We start from the raw sequence: 18,476 nt of genomic DNA, 5'->3' as shown, positions 1-18,476 counted from the left end.
GTCGTTATAACCTACAATTTGGCCAGACTGGATGCTGTGCGATAATGAGCTGAGCGATTGCACAGCATGGAATGTAGTCCAAATTGTCAGGTTTATAGCTTTGTTAGCTTTGGATAATTTTTTGGTATTCTTCGTATGCATCTTCATCTATTTCAACATCTCGGTTTCCCCCGTAAAGCCGATCGTTTTGATCTTTCCGGGGCCCAGAGATCCAGTATTCATGTCCTGAATCTACTTCGAAGTAATTTGCCTTAAAGCCATTTCCTTTTAGGCTTTGAAACTTTAAACCTTTGTAATATAGAGTTTTGCCGGATTTTGAAAAGTAAACTCTACCAATACGGGCAGGACCATCTAAACCGGAAGATTTTTCTTCAATGTACATGATTCTTGATCGGGATTCATTGAACTCCTTTGGCAAGGTCCATTCCTGATCATATTTTAAATTTCTATGTTCCACCTACACACTCCAGTATTTATGGAAACTAACGCCGCCAGCAAAGGCGAGCAACTTGTTGCGAGTCCAGTGCACGAAGCGCACGATTTTGGCTGGCTTGTTATGCATTATCCGTCGCTAAAGCCACTTTTTACTTTGTTGTTTAGCTCGATAAAATCTCTCACAAGCTGATCACAAACACTTTTCTCTGCACCGCAACTAACGCTTGTTTGGATATAAATAGAGCCGTCTTTTTCAACAACCTCTCTCTTTACATATGATGGATGAGCTGGATGCGTTTCTGGAGTAAAGGAGTACAGCGCTCTTTCTGATTTGACTTCTGCGATTTGCCAGCCACGCTCCTCCCTGACTTGAACATTAGGGTCAGATTTCAATTTCTCTAACAGTTCACCGACAGCGAAGCCTTCTTGATTCTGCCCTTTGTATCCAAGATCCTCTTTGACTGGCGATGTAGCTCCGCAGCCAAAAAGTAATATAGAAACTATAGAAATTATGATTTTTTTCATTGCTTCTTCTCATACATAACACCGAATTCAGCGGCAGTTTTTAGTTATGGTTTTATGGAATACTTTTGCGCAGCTAAACCATAAAACCGCTACTAAAAACTGTCCAGTGAATTGAAACGAAGCGGAACGGTGCTGCAACGACTTGTTAGGAACCGCCCCTTTTGGCATTACATAGACGATGAGCTAAGCGTGCATTCTCTGGAACTGTCTTGCCGCCACGCCAATAATGAATATCATGATCCAGAGCAGAGTCGTTCAATGAAACAATTTTATTTTTGCAGATAGAGCAGCTATTATTTTGCGAAAAGAGCTCTTCTTTTAAAGACCGCGAAAAACACCGCTGCTTGTCATTGGCAGGAAAGTCCTTTATAGCTTCTTTCAGGCGTGCGCGCCAAGTTTCAAAAGCATACTCAACATTTGAGTAATGACTCGTTCTATTTGATACAGCCTGAACCCAGCGCGCATCACTAGCTATTAGATCACAATACTCTTCATATATAGCATCTGATGCCCGCGTTATTTGTCCTAGGTCGTAATCACAAAATGAAACAGCAATAACTTGGAAAACTGAAGCGTTAATTTTTGGAGCCCATTCGCCTGCTCCCTTTTCAGATGTTTTTCTCAGCCTAAATGCCTTTTCTCCGAAAATAGTAAGTGATGATTTGGCTGCTTTGTTAAAAGTAGCTTCAAATTCCTTAAGTTTCGCTTGCGGCGCATTTTTATAGGTTTCAAGGAAGTCGTTTAAAAAAGGCTTCAAGCCTTTTTTTGCTTTCAGATAAGTCATGGTATAAAAAGCTAGGAACCTAAGTACCAACGCTCTATCAGCCATACGTTTATCAATATTTTTTTGATTGATGCATGCAATAAAGTCGTTGTTTTTTGATAAGTCTTTGATTAGATCATTTAAAACGCCACGATACATACAGTTTCGGATTTCCATATCATTTAAGGCTTTGCCTCCAGTGTTGAGCCTTTCAAAAATAAGAAACATTAAGTCTTTAGGAGTTGTATTTGAAAGCTCGAAAGTTCTTAACGTTGTGTCTTCTAGCTTTAATTGAACCGGCCCGTCTAAGTCTCTGAAATACTTACCGTTAAGCTCTTGACGAATTTCAAGCCCCGACAACGAAAACTCGTTATTAAAAAATTTAAACGTAGAAGTAAGCCGTTGCAGGCCGTCAATAACCTCATATTTACTTTCTACGTTTTGAGCTAAATATATTACCGGAACGGGAAGTTCAATTAAGAATGACTCTATTAATTTAGATGCTCTTGAATTGTCCCAAACATAATTTCTCTGCCATTCAGGATCAACTATTATTCTCCCAGTTGTGTACCAACGATTTAACTCGGCAAGACTGCGATCATTTTTTTCCAAACTGATTTTATTGATTTTACTTTCGATTGGCATTTCGCCTTCATCGTCGCCGTCAAATTGGTGATCGGTAATTTCGTTGCTTTCTTCGTATTCGGACATTTAACTCTCCTCTTGAACGTGCATTTCCTAACACCGCGCTCACCGGTAAATTATGAGCGCAGAGATTAATTTATCCGTGTGCAGCGCCTTGTTAAGCCATGGCATCTAACTCAGCCTGCGTGTTATATAAGCCTTTATGAGTTCCATCAATAATTGAACTTAGAGATTCCCTTAACTCTTTATATCTGGCATTCGTTTCAAAATCATTTGACGTTAAGTGAGTAAATAAATTGTATGGCTTATCTTTAGTCGGAGATTCGTTGAGATAGAAGCCTTCAAAATCAGGGTTGTGAACAACGGTTTTGACTCGTCCATTTGTAGAGTCAGCTAACGCTCGAATATTTATGTTAATTGTCCACATGGCATTTGCTACACCATCTTTTCTGAGTTTGGTATCTAAGTCATGGACGGCAATGGCATTAGCATTGAACTGATTAAAAATCTTGATGAATGTCGGTATATTTGCCTTACCTCTACAGTTGATTACGCAATAACTTCCCTCTATTCCACTCTTTTCAATGATGTACTGATACGCCAAATATTCAGTATCGCCCTCGACTAATATTGCATTTGGATAAAAAAAGAACTCATTCACAGTTGGGCAACAACGATTAAGCATCTTGAGATTATCTCGTTCGTCAGGACTAAAATGAGCTTTATCCGTCTGAAAATAGAAAACTCCCTGCTGGTTATTTGATACTTTTATTAGCGTTGTGTGATCTTGAGTCAGGTCGATGAATACTGGTGAATGTGTAGTGCAGATGACTTGCCATCCTTCTAGATCCGCGAGTGTATAAATGGCTTTCCTAGCAGCTCTTATTATTGATGGGTGAAGATTAATTTCTGGCTCATCAATCAGTAGCACTTTAGGAGTTTCATCTTGTATTACTTTTGCTCATTTTTTGTACATTCCTTCGCTACATAAAGCGTTCACAGCAGACCACAAAAAAGCTCTTTTTAATCCAGTACCTTGGTGTTCTAGCGATGATGGGTGGTTACTCGTTTTAACAAAAAACTTACTGCCATCTTTAATGGCATCTTCTGCCTTAAACTTACCAACACCAGTCTCAAAGCTTACGGTAGCACCTTGAAAAAGCTTATTTAGCTCAACCTCTATTTTGTTGCTTAGCTGTCCAATACTCCCCGAGAGCTCTTTATCAACTTCCTGAGCAAGTTTTTCGATTTCAGCTACAATTCCAGCAATTTTACTCTTGTCATCTTTTAATTTTTTTGCGGCATTCTTTGATGCCAAATCCTTTACAACTTTCTCCAGCGCATCGTAACCATCATTTGGGTTTAATCTTATAGGGGTTGGCAACCTGCTTTGTAGTAAAGTATTCCAGCCGCCAGCTCCGCCTTTCTTCCAGTCATTTGTTTTGTTGCTGAAACTATATTTAACACCGCTTTCATCGGGAGTTTCCCAACGAATTTGAAATTTTGCACACTCCCCAAACTCAGGATCATTTTGCAAATGCCATTCCTGCCCTAAAGTTTCGATGTCGTCCTGCGTAACATCATTAAATACTCCTGTAATTATCACGGGTGTATTAGCATATCGACCGTGAAAATGATCCAAGCTTAACGCGCTTCCCATTGAAACATAGGCTTCGTATGCATCTAAAATTGTAGACTTGCAGCTGTTATTCGGGCCGACCAAAACAACAATATTGTCGATGAGTATTTTTATCTCGTCCTTAATGCCCTTAAAGTTTGAGATAAGTAATGCAGATAGTTTCATGGGAACATCCTTATTGATAGGGCTTAACGCTGCCATAAAGGGCCGACTGGAGCGCAGCGTAAGGAGGTCCAGCGGAACGTAGTGGAGCGATTTTTGATGGCCTTGTTAGGCATTTTACTCAGCGCCGTATATTTTCTCACCTTCTTCTTGGCACAGAATTAGTACAGCGGATAAACCATGCTCACTATCAGAGTAATCTGGAGCCCTGATTGAAGCTGCGTATGCTTTAGATTTATTACCAATTTCCATGAGCTCTTGATAATTTAAATTAGAGTACTCAACGCCCAAGTTTACGCTACCATCAAAAACCTTTATAGAATTTGCGAGCATGTACTGCCTCACACAGCTATAAAAGAAGAAATCACTTTTGCTTATTGTTCCCATTCTTAGGTCCTTTGATGGGCCTGCAAAAGCGATGACCGAAAAAGCAAAAATTGTAATAAATATTATGGTACGCAATTTCATCTGTATGGATGCCTAACGCCCCGCTAAACAGCGAGCCACACAGTGGCGAGTCCAAGGCAAAAACCTGTTTTTGCCTGATGTTTGAGCGGTTTGTTATACGTTTTTAACATAACCAACCTTCACCACTATTGTTGAATTTACCGCTTTAAAATGCGGACCAATAAACTGAAAACTTACCACAGTTTGACGCGGACTATGAAGAACGAACGAGATTAATTTTCAGACTAAAAGATGCAAAATATTGGTTACCACGTTAGCCATTTAACGCTTTAGTTTACTGAAGCTTCAGCTACCAAGAATGACAAACTTCAGCGACAAAACAGTTCTTAAATTCACCAAGAATAATACAAAGAATACGTATAACGCTTTGCTTTGCGGCGCGCGTTAGCGCGTCCGGTGAAGGCCACATTTTGTGGCCGGAACGAATAAGAGCAACTTGTTAGAACAAGTACAAAAATAGCTATTTCTCATTGCTAAATGTGTACCACTAAACATTTAAGCCACCTCCCTTTCTGCTACCAAATTTACCAATTTGAGCCACGAAGAACGAAACTGCTATGCCTTACGCAACTACATTACTCATTGAAACTAAGAAGAGCAAAACTGCCCAAGATAAATCTACTTTTTACTACAAATTGGCTGCCACGATTTTCTAATTGTTTAGATTTCGTACCTTACTTAAAGACACAAAAACAAAAACATTCAGCTTACGTATCACCTAAAATTTACTACTGATAGAACCACTGAATAGTTCTAACAGTTTAATAGATGTTTTAACGACGCTTTTTCCAGAACTTATCGTCATGGTGACACCTATCTCAGGTAATTTTCTGAAAACTATCTTGAAAGGCTTTCTTCGTCAATTTGTTTGTCAAATTGGCGGGGAATTCATTTTTCTTATTTTGTACTGTGTGTTTTGGTGAATGACTGCTTTTAGGTGATTTGTTTTTTAGAGTTTGGGTGGCTTATGCAGTTAAGCATAATTGATGGCAGTTGTTGCTTGAAATTAATGGTTTTTTAGCTAATGGTTTTAATTAAGAATTATTCGAAAATTATTAATTTTCACATTTATAAAAAGGTGTAGTGATGATTTTCCTCTGATTAATTCATGACGGAGTTAATCAGAGGTTTTAAAAATTTTAGGTGAGTTTTAAGATTTTAAAAAAAGTTTGTCGTCGAGTATTCTTAACGGAAAGCAGTCGCTTTCGCTTTTTATGATCATGCTTTTATCGGCTCTTATGCAGGTGCCTGCGTACATGCCTGCGGCGGTAAAAGTGCACACTTGGGTGTAGTAGTCGTCGATGTTTGGCAGTGAGAATAATTGTTGGTAAATGGTTGGTTGGTGTTTAAAGGCACCTTTTGAGCTTTCCATTTTGGTATTTTCGCTGTCGTACATAATGATGTTTGAACCACAGCGACCAACAATGGGTTTTTCTACATAACCGGTTGCACTTAACTCGTCGTTAAGTTCAAACGATGAGTTTAATAAAAACGGATGGTTAGGAAATAGCGACCACAGTACAGGCAATATTGCTTTGTTGCTTGGTATTAAAGACCACATTGGTTCGAATACCATGATGTCTTTGTGCAGCAGTACATCGGAAAGTTGTGGTGAATGGCCCGGCTTGCAAAGTGGTTCATAGGTGCCATCGGTTTGGGTGGCTGTTTCGCATTCTTCACGAATTTGATCGAGTGCGGTTTCCCACGCCCAGGTTTTCCAAACCCAGTGCACTTGTTCGCCTTCTTCATCGATAATGGCGCCGTCATCCGACCATTTTAGGCGTTCAATTTTTTCGATAATTTTGCATTTTAAGCCAGCGGCTTCTATAGCAGCTTGCATAAAGTACGCGTGGTATTTTTCTTCGGGTTCGTCGTCACGTAAAATATGCACTGTATTTTTTGCATGGCTTTTTTTCCAAGCACGAACGAGGTCGGTAAATAATTCATTACCGCCGTCGGTGCCCTCGTCTACGCCAAAATGTTTTGACCATTTACCTTGTACTTTACCTGCCTCCATAAAGCACGAAGCCGAATCGCAGTTGTATTCGTACACTTTTAAGCCTTCTGGTCGCAAGGCGAAATCAAATCGGCTGGTGATGAGTTGGTTTAGGCGGTTGTTCCACGATTGTCTTATTTTCGGAATAATGGCTTCTGGAAAATTAAAGTATTGCAATAGCCAGTCGTTTTCTAGCACGTAGTCGGTTGCGTGCATAAACATGCCGTGCAGTTCGTTGGTGGCTTTTTCTAAGCGTTCGAATGCTGTGCGCGAAATTGTAAAGTAACGTGATCGGTCTTCAGGGAGCGTTGCTAAATAATGGCCACCCATCATTTGTACAAAGGCTTCTTCGTCTTTATTGGCGATGTTTAACCAGGTTTTTTTCTCGGTTTGGTAACCTTCGGCGTGACGATTTTGTATATTAAACAACGCTAAATCTTTGGTGTGCGTTGGGTTTGCATAGGTTGTATCGTCGGTTTGAATCATCCAACCCAAGATTTGAGCATTGCCAAACGAACAGGTTATCCAGTATTCACCATCTTCGCTGATTTTTGCCGACAACTGGCGGGAGTAATTTCGGTTTTGTGGCCAGGTTTGATGATCTACGTTTTGTTCGGCGACTCTTATCCAAGTATCAGAAACCTCGGTAACAATGGCTACGTGTCCAGTGTCTTCAAACTCGCCGCCTTCTTGCCAGATTAATAAACAGCCGTATTCGGGATGTTTTTTATTACCATTTTCGAAGGCTTGTAATGGTAAAAGCACGTTGTTTTTTACGTCGCGTACGTTACGTAAATCAAAAATATCGTATGCCATGGCAACGTCATCAAAGATGTAGCCAAAATTCACGTACAACCATCGGCGTGCGAATTCTACACACTGCCATTTGTAGCCCATGTAGATGCCGTCGTGATAACTACGAAAGGATTTACGCGATGGGTAATCACTTTTTAATGCAGAATCATAATCAGACGAATGGGCGGGAACATTTCCGGGAGCGTGGCCCAAAACGACTCCGAACGGTTGTTTATTGTTTTTACTCATGAGGTATTTGCTCGGTATTATTTTGTCAATAATTATGCGATGGCGTAGTTATTCAGTCTAGTGGCTATCTTTTGACTATGAAACTCGGATTAAATCAAAAAAATAAGCCAGTAAAGATCTTTAACGACAAGCTGGATTGATGAGGTTTCTGTAGAAGAATCTACTTTCTTAATAATTTCAACAGTTTAAAAGAAGCTCTTAACTACAAGAGCTTCTTTCGAGGTTGTTTTTAATCACTAATTTTCACTGCGAACGAACTTCTCGTCGTCACTCAAAGGCTTTCTTAATTTGATCGGATTTTGGGCTTTTCGTAACCGAATGTTTAATACTTCTACGAATAATGAGAAACCCATTGCAAAATATAAGTAGTTTTTGGGGATATGAATCCCAAAACCATCGGCAATTAAAGCCATACCAATTAACATTAAAAAGCTTAAAGCCAACATTTTTAACGAAGGATGGTTATCAATTACCTGTGCAATGTACCCAGACATCAACATCATTATGGCAACTGCACAAATTACGGCTGCGATCATTACTTCTACGTGCTGAGCCATGCCTACCGCGGTGATGATTGAATCAATTGAAAATACCAGATCGATGATTAAAATCTGAATAACCCAAATTAACATGGTGTTTCCGTAAGTTTTTACCGTACTTTCGGTTTCTAAACTGCCGTGAATTTCGCTTGTGCTTTTGGCCAGTAAAAATAAACCGCCGCCAATCAGGATTAAGTCTCGAAACGAGAAGCTTTGATCCAATATTTCAAAGACAGGATTTGTTAAGGTCATCAACGGAGCCAAAGCGCACAGCAATATGATGCGCATTATCATGGCCATTGATAGGCCGAGTAGACGAATTTTTCTTCTTAAATGTTTGGGTGCTTTACCAACCAGAATTGAGATGAAAATGATGTTATCAATACCAAGAACAATTTCTAAAATTGTTAGTGTTAAAAACGCAAAATATATTTCAGGATTTGACAATAATGCCATGATGGTTAGTTCCACTCACTAAATAAAGCATCCAGTTGTTCTTTGGTATTTTCCGAGTCATCAGCAAGTGTAAAAATATGGCCATCAAACAAATAGTTGATAGTGTATTTCTTAGTCGATATTTTTGTGCCGCGCGCATTAAAATTAAGTACTAAGTCTAGAATGCCATCGTCATTTAAATCAGCTTGCTGGGCTTTTGTGGGTTCAATGATGAATTCACCGTCTTGGGTGTATATCCAGTTTTGCAGGTCTCGCCATGAGGCTTCTTCAAGACCAAATCGAAAGGCCGCGTACTGACCAAAAACGTTGCCTTGGGATTGGTAAATCTCGTTGCAAACGAGCACGTCGCGCCCTTTTGAAGATTCAAACTTCAAGCATTCGTTAAGTCGATAACCGGGTTCGTAATAGCGTATCGACAGTTTTTCATCTAATTGTTCAAGCAGAATCATGCCGCCAAAATTATTACTGTGCGGTTCGCAGCCTTCGGTATCTACAACTATTTCGTTGGCCTCAGAGTTGCTGAATTTACCTAAGACCATTTTTTGCAAAAGCATGGGTTCTGGGATGTCGGCGTCTGCGAATGTCGGGCAGATTGCGCAGGCATAAGCCCCTCTCACACGAATCACGGGTTGTTCGCCGCATATGGCGCTGGCCGTTTTTTCGTCGACTTTTTGTTCTACGTAGATTTTGGGATTTGAGTTTGCGGTTGGGTGTATCAAGCTGCAAAGCGTTAAAAGCGACAATGAAGACATCGTCTTAAACATAAAAATTTTTTCAACCTATCAATAAATGTGTTTGCCGGCAGTTGTTAGCTGCTTTGGTTATTCACTAGGAATAACCATAAAATCGAAACTAAACGCGTTTTTTAAAGCTTTAAATCATCAACGCATGATGCGACACAATCCGCCGTGGAGTATTTGGAAACCGCTGGCTGTTGTTAAAACCTATACCATGAACATCTAACATAACCATGGCACAACAAAATGCGTGGTATTTTTTCGTGTAAGAATACGCTCGGTTTAAAGTTGAGCAAAGAAAACTCAGATTCTCTACACCGATTAAATACAAACGACTTTTTAGAGCGGTGCGAAAAGGTCGATAGCTACTGGAAACGCGTTGCATAGAGGGAGTGTGCTGAGCAGTAAACGTGCGAAACGTGAAAGATGTTAAATAGAATACGCGAAATGGAGCATTGTTTACTATCTAGTTTTCTATTTTTCTGCAAATAAATTTTTCTATGAAAGGATTTTTTACAAAGTTGCGGGTTATTAGAATACGGCACGGTTAACGTGCGATCAAAACTCTACCGTTGTGGTTGAGCTTTTCGGCTTTGCCTGTTTCATACTGCATAAACCGGCTGGCTAATTCATTTTGATCTCTTAGAGTCATCTGCTAAAAATGTGATTGTTAATTTCCCGACAGTTTTAGATCTGGATTGGTATCCAGCCCGGTAACGCATCCATGCGTTGATTGTATTGTTAGTGTTGTTTGCGACTAAAATCTATTTGCAGTTCTTGGGATTAGATTTAAAAACCTTCTAAAACGACCTTCCCAATTGAACTTGCCGATTCCATTATGCGGTGTGCCTCTAAAAGATTGGTTGCGTTAATCTTTCCTAAATGCTGTCCCACGGTTGTTTTAATTCGACCTTGATCAATTAAGCTTGCAACCTCGGTTAAGAGTTCGTGCTGTCTAATCATGTCCTCTGTTTTAAACATCGATCGAGTAAACATAAACTCCCAGTGAAGAGACAAACTTTTTTGTTTAAGTTTTTTTATGTCCAGTGCATTGGGATCATCAATTAAAGCCAGCTTACCCATTGGTTTTAGTACTTCTACGTACGCCTCTAGGTAACTGTCGGTATGGGTTAAACTCGCCACGTGAGTTACCGGGCCGATGTTAAGTGCTTTAATTTGCTCGGGCAGTGATTTGCTGTGATCAATAACATAGTCGGCGCCCAGATTTGTGACCCATTCCCGACTGGAGGCGCGCGACGCGGTACCAATAACCGTAGCGCCGGAGAGTGTTTTGGCGAGTTGTACCAAAATAGAACCGACACCACCTGATGCACCAACAACCAATAAGACTTCTTCCGATTTTAATCGGTTAGCGTGGGATTGTTTGTGTACCCCTAATCGTTCGAACAACAATTCCCAGGCAGTTATGGTGGTAAGCGGCATAGCGGCGGCCTCGGCATCGCTTAAACTTTTCGGTTTGTGGGCCGCTAGGCGCTCATCAACCAGTTGATACTCAGCATTACAACCCTGCCGAGTTAAATCGCCAGCGTAATAAACCTTATCACCTACCTTAAACAAAGATACATCGTCACCTATAGCAATCACCTCACCCACGGCGTCCCATCCTAATATTTTGTATGAGTCTCCGGTGGCAGACACATTCTGGCGAATTTTGTAATCGACGGGATTCACGGCAATTGCATGAACCTTGATCAACAGGTCTCTGCCGGTAGCGATAGGTTGTTCTAACGTTACATCAACCAACGCATTTGCACTGTTTAATGGGCCAGACACTTGGTAACCGATGGCTTTCATTGTTTGCTCCAGTAGTTGCTAATAAAACCAATGTGCGAATCTTAACGCTTGATTTGTTCACTAAAAACACCATAGTATTTGTTTTATTATCAAAAAATATTTGATTAAAATGTTGGTAAGTGATCTTAATATCGTTCTAAAAGTAGCTGAATTTAAAAGCATTAAAAAAGCAGCAGAGAGTCTAGATTTGCTAACCGCTACAGCCAGTGCGGCTTTAATGCGCGTTGAAAAGTCTTTAGGTGTTGAGCTGTTTCAACGCACTACTCGACAATTAAAGCTGTCACCGGCCGGTGAACGTTTTATTCCGCAAATTGAACAAGCCGTGTTGCTACTAACGCAAATTCAACAGAATTCTAAAAATGATTTGGGTGTAATTGATGGCGAAATTCGACTTGCTGCACCGTCTGATTTTGGTCGTAATGTCGTTTTAGAATGGCTTGACGACTTTATGGAGCAATACCCAAAAGTCTCGTTAAAACTTCATATTAGCGATAGCAATGTCGATTTTTATCGCGAACCCGTTGATATTGCACTGCGCTACGCGCCACCCAAAGATTCTCGAATGTATGGCTTTAAAATTTGCGATATTCCAAGAATATTATGCGCATCCCCCAGTTATTTAAACCAGTTTGAACCAATAAATAATCTGCAAGATTTAGCTTTACACAACGGATTATTTTATCAATTGCACGACATTATTTACGATGTGTGGGAATTTGAAAAAAACGGCAAAAAAACGAAAATTAAAATGCAAGGCAACCGAGCAACCAACGATGCCGATTTGGTGAGACGTTGGTGCGTATCGGGTAAAGGCATCGCCGTAAAATCCGCGTTAGACATATCAACCGATCTACTCAGCGGAAAACTGGTAAAATTACTGCCCGACTACACCCCAAAACCCACAGAACTTTGGCTTATATGCCCTACCAAACAACTGATCACACCGGCAATTCGATGCCTTCGCGAACACATAACAGAACGCTGCGATAGAGTGTTGAAGGAATTAAAACGGAGTCAGTTATTGTAAAAATAATTTGGCAGAATAACCAACGTTTAAAAATCTCTGATTAATTCGCAGGTGATTTTATCTGAATTGATAAATAGACAACACGATTTTTAATTTTTTCTCAAAGTCAGTTATTTACGGTTCCTGAAATTGGCAATACATCTTTGTATCGCCGGAAGCTCTGGGTTAATTAGAGTTTTCCATGAAAATAAAATACAAAGCAAAGATTTTACGGAAAAAACACCGTAAACTGATGAGCTGAGTCACTCATAATTTAATTGAAGTTTGTTATGGCATCTAAAACATTAGACAAAGCCCAATTACACGGTAATATTTTTTTGCTGACCGATAATCAGCAATCGTTTGCGTCTGCGCAAATAGAGTTGTTACGCGCTGTTCAAGCCTGTGGTTCTATTTCTAAGGCGGCAAAAATGGCAGGTATTAGCTACAAAACTGCGTGGGACCGAATCGATGCCATGAATAATATGTCGGCTAAACCCTTGGTTAACCGTTCTACCGGTGGTGCTAAAGGTGGTGGCACAACATTAACCGAGCTTGGGGTGCAGGTGGTTGAAGGTTTTGAAGCTTTGCAAAAAGAGCATCAACTTTTTTTAGAACGTATAGGCGATAAACTGCAATCACTTAATGATGTTGCAAATTTTATTCGTGGTGAGTCGGTAAAAACGAGTGCAAGAAACCAATTTGTAGGTATCGTTAAAAATATTGCGTTGGGTAAAGTTAACGCAGAAGTTGAAGTTGATATTGGTGTTAATCAATCGGTATATTCAGTTGTTACTATGGACAGCGTTAACACCTTACCAATTCATGTTGGTGACGAAGTTATTGTACTGGTTAAGGCGCCAACCGTGATGATTTCAACGGATGTAACCCTTAAAACCAGTGCAAGAAATTGTTTAACCGGTGTGGTGTCGCGCGTTAACGAAGGTACTGTGAACAGTGAAATAATTCTTGATCTTGGCGAAGGCAAAGCCATTTGTGCAATTATCACCGATGTAAGTGCACGGGAGTTAAAGTTAGAGCAGAATATTCAAGCATCTGCTATTTTCACATCCACCAATGTTGTATTGCTTAAGGGTCGTTAATAAATACAGAGTCGATCAAAAGCTCCTGTCATTGAATGTTAAATCATCTAAAATTTACCAGTAATGACTGGTTTTACGATTCGCTTCTGTTGGTCTTAAGCTCAAAATATTAAAGGAAACTCTGATTAACCTAGAGTTTCCAGCGACACAAGGATGTGTCGCCAATTTCAAGAACGGTAAGTGATTGAAATTGTCAAGAAATTGGAAATCGCATTTTCAATTTCTGTCCTCTGATTAAATCAGGGATGAGTTAATCAGAGGTTCCTAAATGTTTTTCGCAACAATAATTTGTGAGGCTTTAATTAACGCTGTGCAGTTACTGCCTTCGTATAACGCTAAATCGTCAACTGTTTCGCAGGTGACAATGGCGGTCAAAATTTGATTGGACGATAATTGAATGGAGATCTCGCTGTTAACCGCGCCTATTTTTATTGTATTGATTTTACCTTTTAAACGATTGCGAGCGCTAATTTTTAGATCTGGTGTGGCCGTTAAAATAATAGAACTGGACTTAACAATGGCGGTTAATTTGTCCCCTACTTTTATGGCTAGGTCTGTTATGGCGTCGTTGGTAATATTGGCAAATAATGTATTGTTATTACCAATGTCGATCCACACATCGCCATTCACTGCACCTTTCACAACATTGGTAACCGTTCCGGTTAATTGATTCCGTGCGCTAATGTTAAGCATAGGTTACCTCACCTAAACCAATCAATATTTATTACTTACCATTCTTAAAATTTACGACGCATTTTTGTGTTGCTGGCTTGTGTCACTGGTTTGAGTTACTGGTTTAAGTTGTTGGAAATACTGGGTTGTTGAGTGTTGTCATTATTAAAATATTCTAGAATCAAATATTGGTATTGCTTGTAACCAAAATTACATCATTAGCTTTAAAGTTAGCACAAACCTGATCACCCATTTTACAGTCAAACTCGCTTAATTCTTCGTGACTGATGGACGCAAGTAGTTTAATACCGGAATCGGTCTGTAGCGCAATTTCGTTGTTAATTAAGCCGTATTTAATGTCTATTACAGTTCCGGCAAGAGTGTTGCGAGTTGATAGTAGCGAGCAGCTCTCTGGGTTTGAAATCAAGATGGAGTTTTCTTTAACCAAAACAATGACTCTAGAATTGAGCTGTAGATTCATCGATTCAAACGCGCTTAAACCTACCGTGGCTACTAGGGTTTCTTGACCCGACAACAATACCACAATTTCAACATTGACTTCGCCAAGACTAATAACGGCAACACGACCACGTAATTGATTAACCACACTAAACCTTGTTGGTGAATTACGAGCTAAATTAAGATTGTGGTTGATATTGTTCATAAATTTATTCATGAAGCGCCCTTTTGTATTTGGCGTTAAACGTTATCCAAAGCGTGTTTTTTAATTATTATAGAATTCTTTGAAGGCCGTTTGAAACCAATAAAAAATTGGAAACTCTATTCGCAATTTCTGTCTTCTGATTAATTCGCGGTTGAGTTGATCAGAGGCGCCTAAAATCAGAGGTTCCTGAAATCAAAGATTCCTAAAATCAAAGATTCCTAAAATCAGAGATTCTTAAACAGCATTCATAATTAAATATCACTACTGCGTTTTGTAGCCATAACTGTGAATAATTTCGCGAGCAGCATCGGATTTTAAATAGGTTAAAAAATCTAAAGCGGCTTGATTATTCTGAGCATTTTTTAATAAAACAGCATCTTGGCGAATGGGGCTGTATAAATCTGTGGGCACAATCCAGCTGGAACCTGAGATCAATTGCCCTTTATTCATTATTTGTGATAACGCAACAAAGCCTAAATCTGCGTTGCCTGTAGCAACAAATTGGTAGGTTTGAGCGATGTTATCGCCTTTTACTAATTTCGGATTAGTTTGCTGAGTGAGATTTAATGCTTCAAGTACTTCAAGGGCTGCGGCACCATAAGGTGCTAGTTTTGGGTTTGCTAACGCCAATTTATTAAATGTCCCCGATTTAAGCACTGTAAATTGGTCATCAATAAAATTCTCTTTTGCAGACCATAAGGCTAGCGCACCAATGGCGTAGGTGAAACGGCTACCTGCAACGGTTAATTTTTCATTCTCGAGTAATTCTGGTTTGGTTTGATCGGCTGATAAAAACACCTGATAAGGCGCGCCGTTTTTAATTTGCGAGTATATTTTTCCAGAGGAGCCAAATGATTCTATCACTTTGTGATTGGATTTTTGCTCAAAGTCGGCAACAGCCTCTTTCATTGCCGCCGTAAAATTAGCGGCAACAGCTATGTGTACTTCGTCGGCGCATACACTTTTTATCATAATAAGGCCAACGGCCAGCGCCATTAAACGCCTGACAATACTCATCGGTTTCTCCACGGATTGATTTCACACAATCAAAGCTCTGGTACAACACCACTGCGTTATATAATTTAATATATAACGAATTGAGTCAAGTTAAATTGATTAAAGAAACCACAACAGAGATGAGTTTAGCGAAATGTATACCAGAGACGTATAAAGAAGTTGATGGCTAAAACCTGATCAAAAACAGGAATAACTACGGAGATTTAGAATAACAAATTACATGAGATAATATCGTTAACTAATTGAAATATATGGACTATTAAGATTATATTTACCTTCCCATAATATCGATATCAACATTGCGCGTTTAATCTTCAACAACCCCGTTGTAGGTATCACCACTTAGTGGCGACGATTACCTCACCGGATATGCGTGACCTAACTAATACGATTATGAGCTCAGTTAAGCGTGATATTGGGCTTACGGCGTTTCTCGATATCACTTTGGCGCTTGTCGGTATTTGCTTTTTCAAAATCGATAAGAGCCTTGCCGTCTACTGTGCCTAGGGGTTTTCTTGAGTCTCTTTCGAGTTTTCTATCGGCAATTAACGATAAATAACGAGAGCAGCACACGCGCAAGAATGATGTGAAATTACCCAAATCATGGTCGGCATCGATGGCTTCTAAATACAATTTAGTAATCAATTGAGCTACCGATAAATCATCGCGGTCGGCAATCTCTTCTAACATGTTCCAGAAAAATTGTTCCAACCGAATTGAGGTAACAACGCCGTCAATGCGAATAGATCGAGTTGAAGATTTCCAAAGTTCGCTGTCGGCAGCTATAAAGAGCTGGCACATAGTATTCTCATAAATAGTACGAGTAGTATTGAATATCCAAAAGCCTCTGATTAACTCTTTCATAAATTAATCAGAGGATGAAAATTGAAATTGGCAACACACCTTTGTATAGCAGAAATGTATAGCAGAAAACTCCAGTTTAATCAGCGTTTTCTGTTTTTAAATTACGCTTCTAACAAAGCTACAAACTGTTTGATAAGTTCTGGGTGCGCAGGCCAAGCAGGTCCACTGACCAGATTCCCGTCGGTAGTGGCTTGATCCATTTGTAAATCAACATAGCTTGCACCACACGCTTCGATCTCGGGTCTGCACGCAGGATAGGCCGACACTGAGCGCTCTTTCAAAACGCCAGCCGCGCTTAATACCTGCAAGCCGTGACATACCGATGCCACTGGTTTATTGAACTCAAAAAAGTGGCGAACCGCTTTTAATACCTCGGGATTTAACCGTAAATATTCAGGCGCCCGTCCACCAGGAATATAAAGTCCGTCGTAGCTGCTTACGTCAATTTCATCGAATGATGCGTTTAATGTGAAATTGTGTCCGGGTTTTTCGGTATAGGTTTGATGACCTTCAAAGTCATGAATGGCTGTGGCGATATTTTCTCCGGCTTTTTTGTTCGGACAAACCGCATCAACTTGATAACCAAACGCCATTAACGCTTGGTAAGGTACCATGTTTTCGTAATCTTCAACAAAATCACCGGTAATCATAAGAATTTTTTTCATTGTGTGACCTCTAGACTTATTATTTGAAGGTTTTGACTCATAAGGTCATTACAGCACGGTGGTAGGTAGAAGAGGTAATAGCATGTTACTACAAATGCGGTTGATGGCTGTTTTTAACAAAATTATTTTAGGGTTGCATGCAGTTTATGTTTGTTATTCTTTGTTTAAATTAAAGAAATTCGTTTTTTTAAATTCAATGGGCTCGTTTGTTTAAATCAAAACAGTTCGCTTGTTTACATTAAAAATACGTTATACAAAAACTGCGAAATTTATTTTTACGCATATGAGTGTTTAGTCATATTTAAACGGCTTTAATTAGTATGTTTGAATAATACACCGAAAACACATTCAATTTCCTACACTTTATCCGTCCAAAAGCTGCGAGCCAATTCCACAAAGTTCGATAAATAACGTACATCGTTATCACTTTCGCGGGTACCTAAATATATTTTTTTAAACACACCCTGCTTACCCAAACTGGCAATCGATAAGCCAAGCTGATTTTGATATTCACAAGCCAACCATTTTGGCAATGCCGTTACACCACGATTACTGGCGACCATTTGCAATAAAATGTCTGTAGCTTCTATGGTTTTATGTCTTTTAGGAATTACGCCACTGGGCTTCAAAAATTCGGTAAAAATATCCAAACGATCCACGTCAACCGGATAGGTAATTAATGTTTCGCCGCGTAAATCTTCTGGCTGAATGCATTGTTTGTGGCTTAATTGATGACCGTTATTAACTACTAAGACCTGTTCGTAATCAAACACGGGTTCAAAATGCAAACCTTCTTTAAAAAATGGATCGGGTGTTACCAATAGATCAATTTCATAATCAAAAAGAGCACCAACACCACCAAAGCGAAAACGCTGCTTTACATCCACATCAACGCCGGGCCACTGTTTCAAAAATGGTGAGACAATTTTCAATAACCATTGATAACAAGGATGGCATTCCATTCCAATTCTAAGCAATCCTTGTTCGCCCAAGCCAAATTGTTGCAGTTTTGATTCGGCATACTCCAATTGGGGCAATATACGATTGGCAACATTTAATAGATATTGACCCGACTGCGTAAGACGAAGCTTTCTTCCATCACGAATCCAAATACTGGTGCCCAGTTTATCTTCCAGCTTACGAATGGTGTGGCTTAGAGCGGATTGGGTTAAGCACAGCTCTTTGGCTGCAGAGGTAAGCGAGCCCTGCTCTTCAACGGTTTTTACAAGGCGTAAATGTATTCGTTCTAGCATAATTCTAT

Annotated in this window: 18 protein-coding genes; 2 read left to right on the top strand and 16 right to left on the bottom strand. The window is 39.7% G+C overall.

The features are described from left to right. Positions 1 to 103: 103 nt before the first annotated feature. The 10 genes from ACYQ28_RS08590 to ACYQ28_RS08545 form a co-directional block, all read right to left on the bottom strand. Positions 104 to 457 carry a hypothetical protein gene (locus tag ACYQ28_RS08590; protein WP_460049291.1) on the bottom strand — a complete coding sequence of 118 codons (354 nt, stop codon included), beginning with the start codon at positions 455 to 457 and terminating at the stop codon, positions 104 to 106. Positions 458 to 561: 104 nt separating this feature from the next. After that, the gene (locus ACYQ28_RS08585) at positions 562 to 960 is read right to left on the bottom strand and encodes a molecular chaperone DnaJ (protein WP_460049292.1); all 399 of its coding nucleotides are present in this window, start codon (positions 958 to 960) and stop codon (positions 562 to 564) included. 145 nt (positions 961 to 1,105) lie between these two features. Continuing rightward, positions 1,106 to 2,434, bottom strand: a complete 1,329-nt coding sequence (locus tag ACYQ28_RS08580) for a GmrSD restriction endonuclease domain-containing protein (RefSeq protein ID WP_460049293.1) — start codon at positions 2,432 to 2,434, stop codon at positions 1,106 to 1,108. Positions 2,435 to 2,525: 91 nt separating this feature from the next. After that, on the bottom strand, positions 2,526 to 3,299 hold the full coding sequence (locus ACYQ28_RS08575) for an ATP-dependent nuclease (RefSeq protein ID WP_460049295.1): 774 nt from the start codon (positions 3,297 to 3,299) through the stop codon (positions 2,526 to 2,528). A gap of 30 nt (positions 3,300 to 3,329) precedes the next feature. After that, the gene (locus ACYQ28_RS08570; RefSeq protein ID WP_460049297.1) at positions 3,330 to 4,172 is read right to left on the bottom strand and encodes an AAA family ATPase; all 843 of its coding nucleotides are present in this window, start codon (positions 4,170 to 4,172) and stop codon (positions 3,330 to 3,332) included. A 114-nt stretch (positions 4,173 to 4,286) separates the two neighbouring features. After that, positions 4,287 to 4,637, bottom strand: a complete 351-nt coding sequence (locus ACYQ28_RS08565; protein ID WP_460049298.1) for a hypothetical protein — start codon at positions 4,635 to 4,637, stop codon at positions 4,287 to 4,289. A 1,150-nt stretch (positions 4,638 to 5,787) separates the two neighbouring features. Further along, positions 5,788 to 7,677: a bifunctional glutathionylspermidine amidase/synthase gene (gene gss, locus ACYQ28_RS08560; RefSeq protein ID WP_460049299.1), complete on the bottom strand. Its 1,890-nt coding sequence runs from the start codon at positions 7,675 to 7,677 to the stop codon at positions 5,788 to 5,790. 236 nt (positions 7,678 to 7,913) lie between these two features. Next, positions 7,914 to 8,672 carry a TerC family protein gene (locus ACYQ28_RS08555; RefSeq protein WP_460049300.1) on the bottom strand — a complete coding sequence of 253 codons (759 nt, stop codon included), beginning with the start codon at positions 8,670 to 8,672 and terminating at the stop codon, positions 7,914 to 7,916. A gap of 5 nt (positions 8,673 to 8,677) precedes the next feature. Further along, positions 8,678 to 9,436 (bottom strand): hypothetical protein, encoded by a 759-nt coding sequence (locus ACYQ28_RS08550; protein WP_460049302.1) that lies wholly within the window; start codon positions 9,434 to 9,436, stop codon positions 8,678 to 8,680. Positions 9,437 to 10,198: 762 nt separating this feature from the next. Next, the gene (locus tag ACYQ28_RS08545; protein ID WP_460049303.1) at positions 10,199 to 11,224 is read right to left on the bottom strand and encodes a zinc-binding alcohol dehydrogenase family protein; all 1,026 of its coding nucleotides are present in this window, start codon (positions 11,222 to 11,224) and stop codon (positions 10,199 to 10,201) included. Positions 11,225 to 11,333: 109 nt separating this feature from the next. Here ACYQ28_RS08545 and ACYQ28_RS08540 point away from each other — a divergent pair, with 109 nt between their 5' ends. Continuing rightward, on the top strand, positions 11,334 to 12,251 hold the full coding sequence (locus ACYQ28_RS08540) for a LysR family transcriptional regulator (RefSeq protein WP_460049304.1): 918 nt from the start codon (positions 11,334 to 11,336) through the stop codon (positions 12,249 to 12,251). A gap of 269 nt (positions 12,252 to 12,520) precedes the next feature. After that, positions 12,521 to 13,333: a TOBE domain-containing protein gene (locus tag ACYQ28_RS08535; RefSeq protein WP_460049305.1), complete on the top strand. Its 813-nt coding sequence runs from the start codon at positions 12,521 to 12,523 to the stop codon at positions 13,331 to 13,333. Between the two features lie 264 nt (positions 13,334 to 13,597). Here the strand turns inward: ACYQ28_RS08535 and ACYQ28_RS08530 are convergent, their stop codons facing one another. From ACYQ28_RS08530 to ACYQ28_RS08505, 6 genes are all read right to left on the bottom strand, one after another. Next, positions 13,598 to 14,026, bottom strand: coding sequence for a TOBE domain-containing protein (locus ACYQ28_RS08530; protein WP_460049307.1), 429 nt, complete (start codon positions 14,024 to 14,026; stop codon positions 13,598 to 13,600). A gap of 160 nt (positions 14,027 to 14,186) precedes the next feature. Next, positions 14,187 to 14,681 carry a TOBE domain-containing protein gene (locus tag ACYQ28_RS08525; RefSeq protein ID WP_460049308.1) on the bottom strand — a complete coding sequence of 165 codons (495 nt, stop codon included), beginning with the start codon at positions 14,679 to 14,681 and terminating at the stop codon, positions 14,187 to 14,189. Between the two features lie 249 nt (positions 14,682 to 14,930). After that, positions 14,931 to 15,686, bottom strand: coding sequence for a molybdate ABC transporter substrate-binding protein (gene modA, locus ACYQ28_RS08520; protein ID WP_460049310.1), 756 nt, complete (start codon positions 15,684 to 15,686; stop codon positions 14,931 to 14,933). Between the two features lie 399 nt (positions 15,687 to 16,085). After that, positions 16,086 to 16,550 carry a ribbon-helix-helix domain-containing protein gene (locus tag ACYQ28_RS08515; RefSeq protein WP_460049311.1) on the bottom strand — a complete coding sequence of 155 codons (465 nt, stop codon included), beginning with the start codon at positions 16,548 to 16,550 and terminating at the stop codon, positions 16,086 to 16,088. Positions 16,551 to 16,651: 101 nt separating this feature from the next. Next, the gene (locus ACYQ28_RS08510) at positions 16,652 to 17,215 is read right to left on the bottom strand and encodes a DJ-1/PfpI family protein (protein WP_460049313.1); all 564 of its coding nucleotides are present in this window, start codon (positions 17,213 to 17,215) and stop codon (positions 16,652 to 16,654) included. Positions 17,216 to 17,571: 356 nt separating this feature from the next. Next, on the bottom strand, positions 17,572 to 18,468 hold the full coding sequence (locus ACYQ28_RS08505) for a LysR family transcriptional regulator (protein WP_460049314.1): 897 nt from the start codon (positions 18,466 to 18,468) through the stop codon (positions 17,572 to 17,574). Positions 18,469 to 18,476: the final 8 nt, after the last annotated feature.

The sequence above is a fragment of the Sessilibacter sp. MAH1 genome, assembly GCF_054658315.1.
Note: the sequence above shows the minus strand (reverse complement) of the source record. Positions and strands in the feature narration are given on the sequence as shown.

Coding starts and splice junctions, on each gene's coding strand:
- ACYQ28_RS08585 (WP_460049292.1), bottom strand. CDS start 960: ATGAAAAAAATCATAATTTCTATAGTTTCTATATTACTTTTTGGCTGC.
- ACYQ28_RS08580 (WP_460049293.1), bottom strand. CDS start 2,434: ATGTCCGAATACGAAGAAAGCAACGAAATTACCGATCACCAATTTGAC.
- ACYQ28_RS08570 (WP_460049297.1), bottom strand. CDS start 4,172: ATGAAACTATCTGCATTACTTATCTCAAACTTTAAGGGCATTAAGGAC.
- ACYQ28_RS08565 (WP_460049298.1), bottom strand. CDS start 4,637: ATGAAATTGCGTACCATAATATTTATTACAATTTTTGCTTTTTCGGTC.
- gss (WP_460049299.1), bottom strand. CDS start 7,677: ATGAGTAAAAACAATAAACAACCGTTCGGAGTCGTTTTGGGCCACGCT.
- ACYQ28_RS08555 (WP_460049300.1), bottom strand. CDS start 8,672: ATGGCATTATTGTCAAATCCTGAAATATATTTTGCGTTTTTAACACTA.
- ACYQ28_RS08550 (WP_460049302.1), bottom strand. CDS start 9,436: ATGTTTAAGACGATGTCTTCATTGTCGCTTTTAACGCTTTGCAGCTTG.
- ACYQ28_RS08545 (WP_460049303.1), bottom strand. CDS start 11,224: ATGAAAGCCATCGGTTACCAAGTGTCTGGCCCATTAAACAGTGCAAAT.
- ACYQ28_RS08540 (WP_460049304.1), top strand. CDS start 11,334: ATGTTGGTAAGTGATCTTAATATCGTTCTAAAAGTAGCTGAATTTAAA.
- ACYQ28_RS08535 (WP_460049305.1), top strand. CDS start 12,521: ATGGCATCTAAAACATTAGACAAAGCCCAATTACACGGTAATATTTTT.
- ACYQ28_RS08530 (WP_460049307.1), bottom strand. CDS start 14,026: ATGCTTAACATTAGCGCACGGAATCAATTAACCGGAACGGTTACCAAT.
- ACYQ28_RS08525 (WP_460049308.1), bottom strand. CDS start 14,681: ATGAATAAATTTATGAACAATATCAACCACAATCTTAATTTAGCTCGT.
- modA (WP_460049310.1), bottom strand. CDS start 15,686: ATGAGTATTGTCAGGCGTTTAATGGCGCTGGCCGTTGGCCTTATTATG.
- ACYQ28_RS08515 (WP_460049311.1), bottom strand. CDS start 16,550: ATGAAAGAGTTAATCAGAGGCTTTTGGATATTCAATACTACTCGTACT.
- ACYQ28_RS08510 (WP_460049313.1), bottom strand. CDS start 17,215: ATGAAAAAAATTCTTATGATTACCGGTGATTTTGTTGAAGATTACGAA.
- ACYQ28_RS08505 (WP_460049314.1), bottom strand. CDS start 18,468: ATGCTAGAACGAATACATTTACGCCTTGTAAAAACCGTTGAAGAGCAG.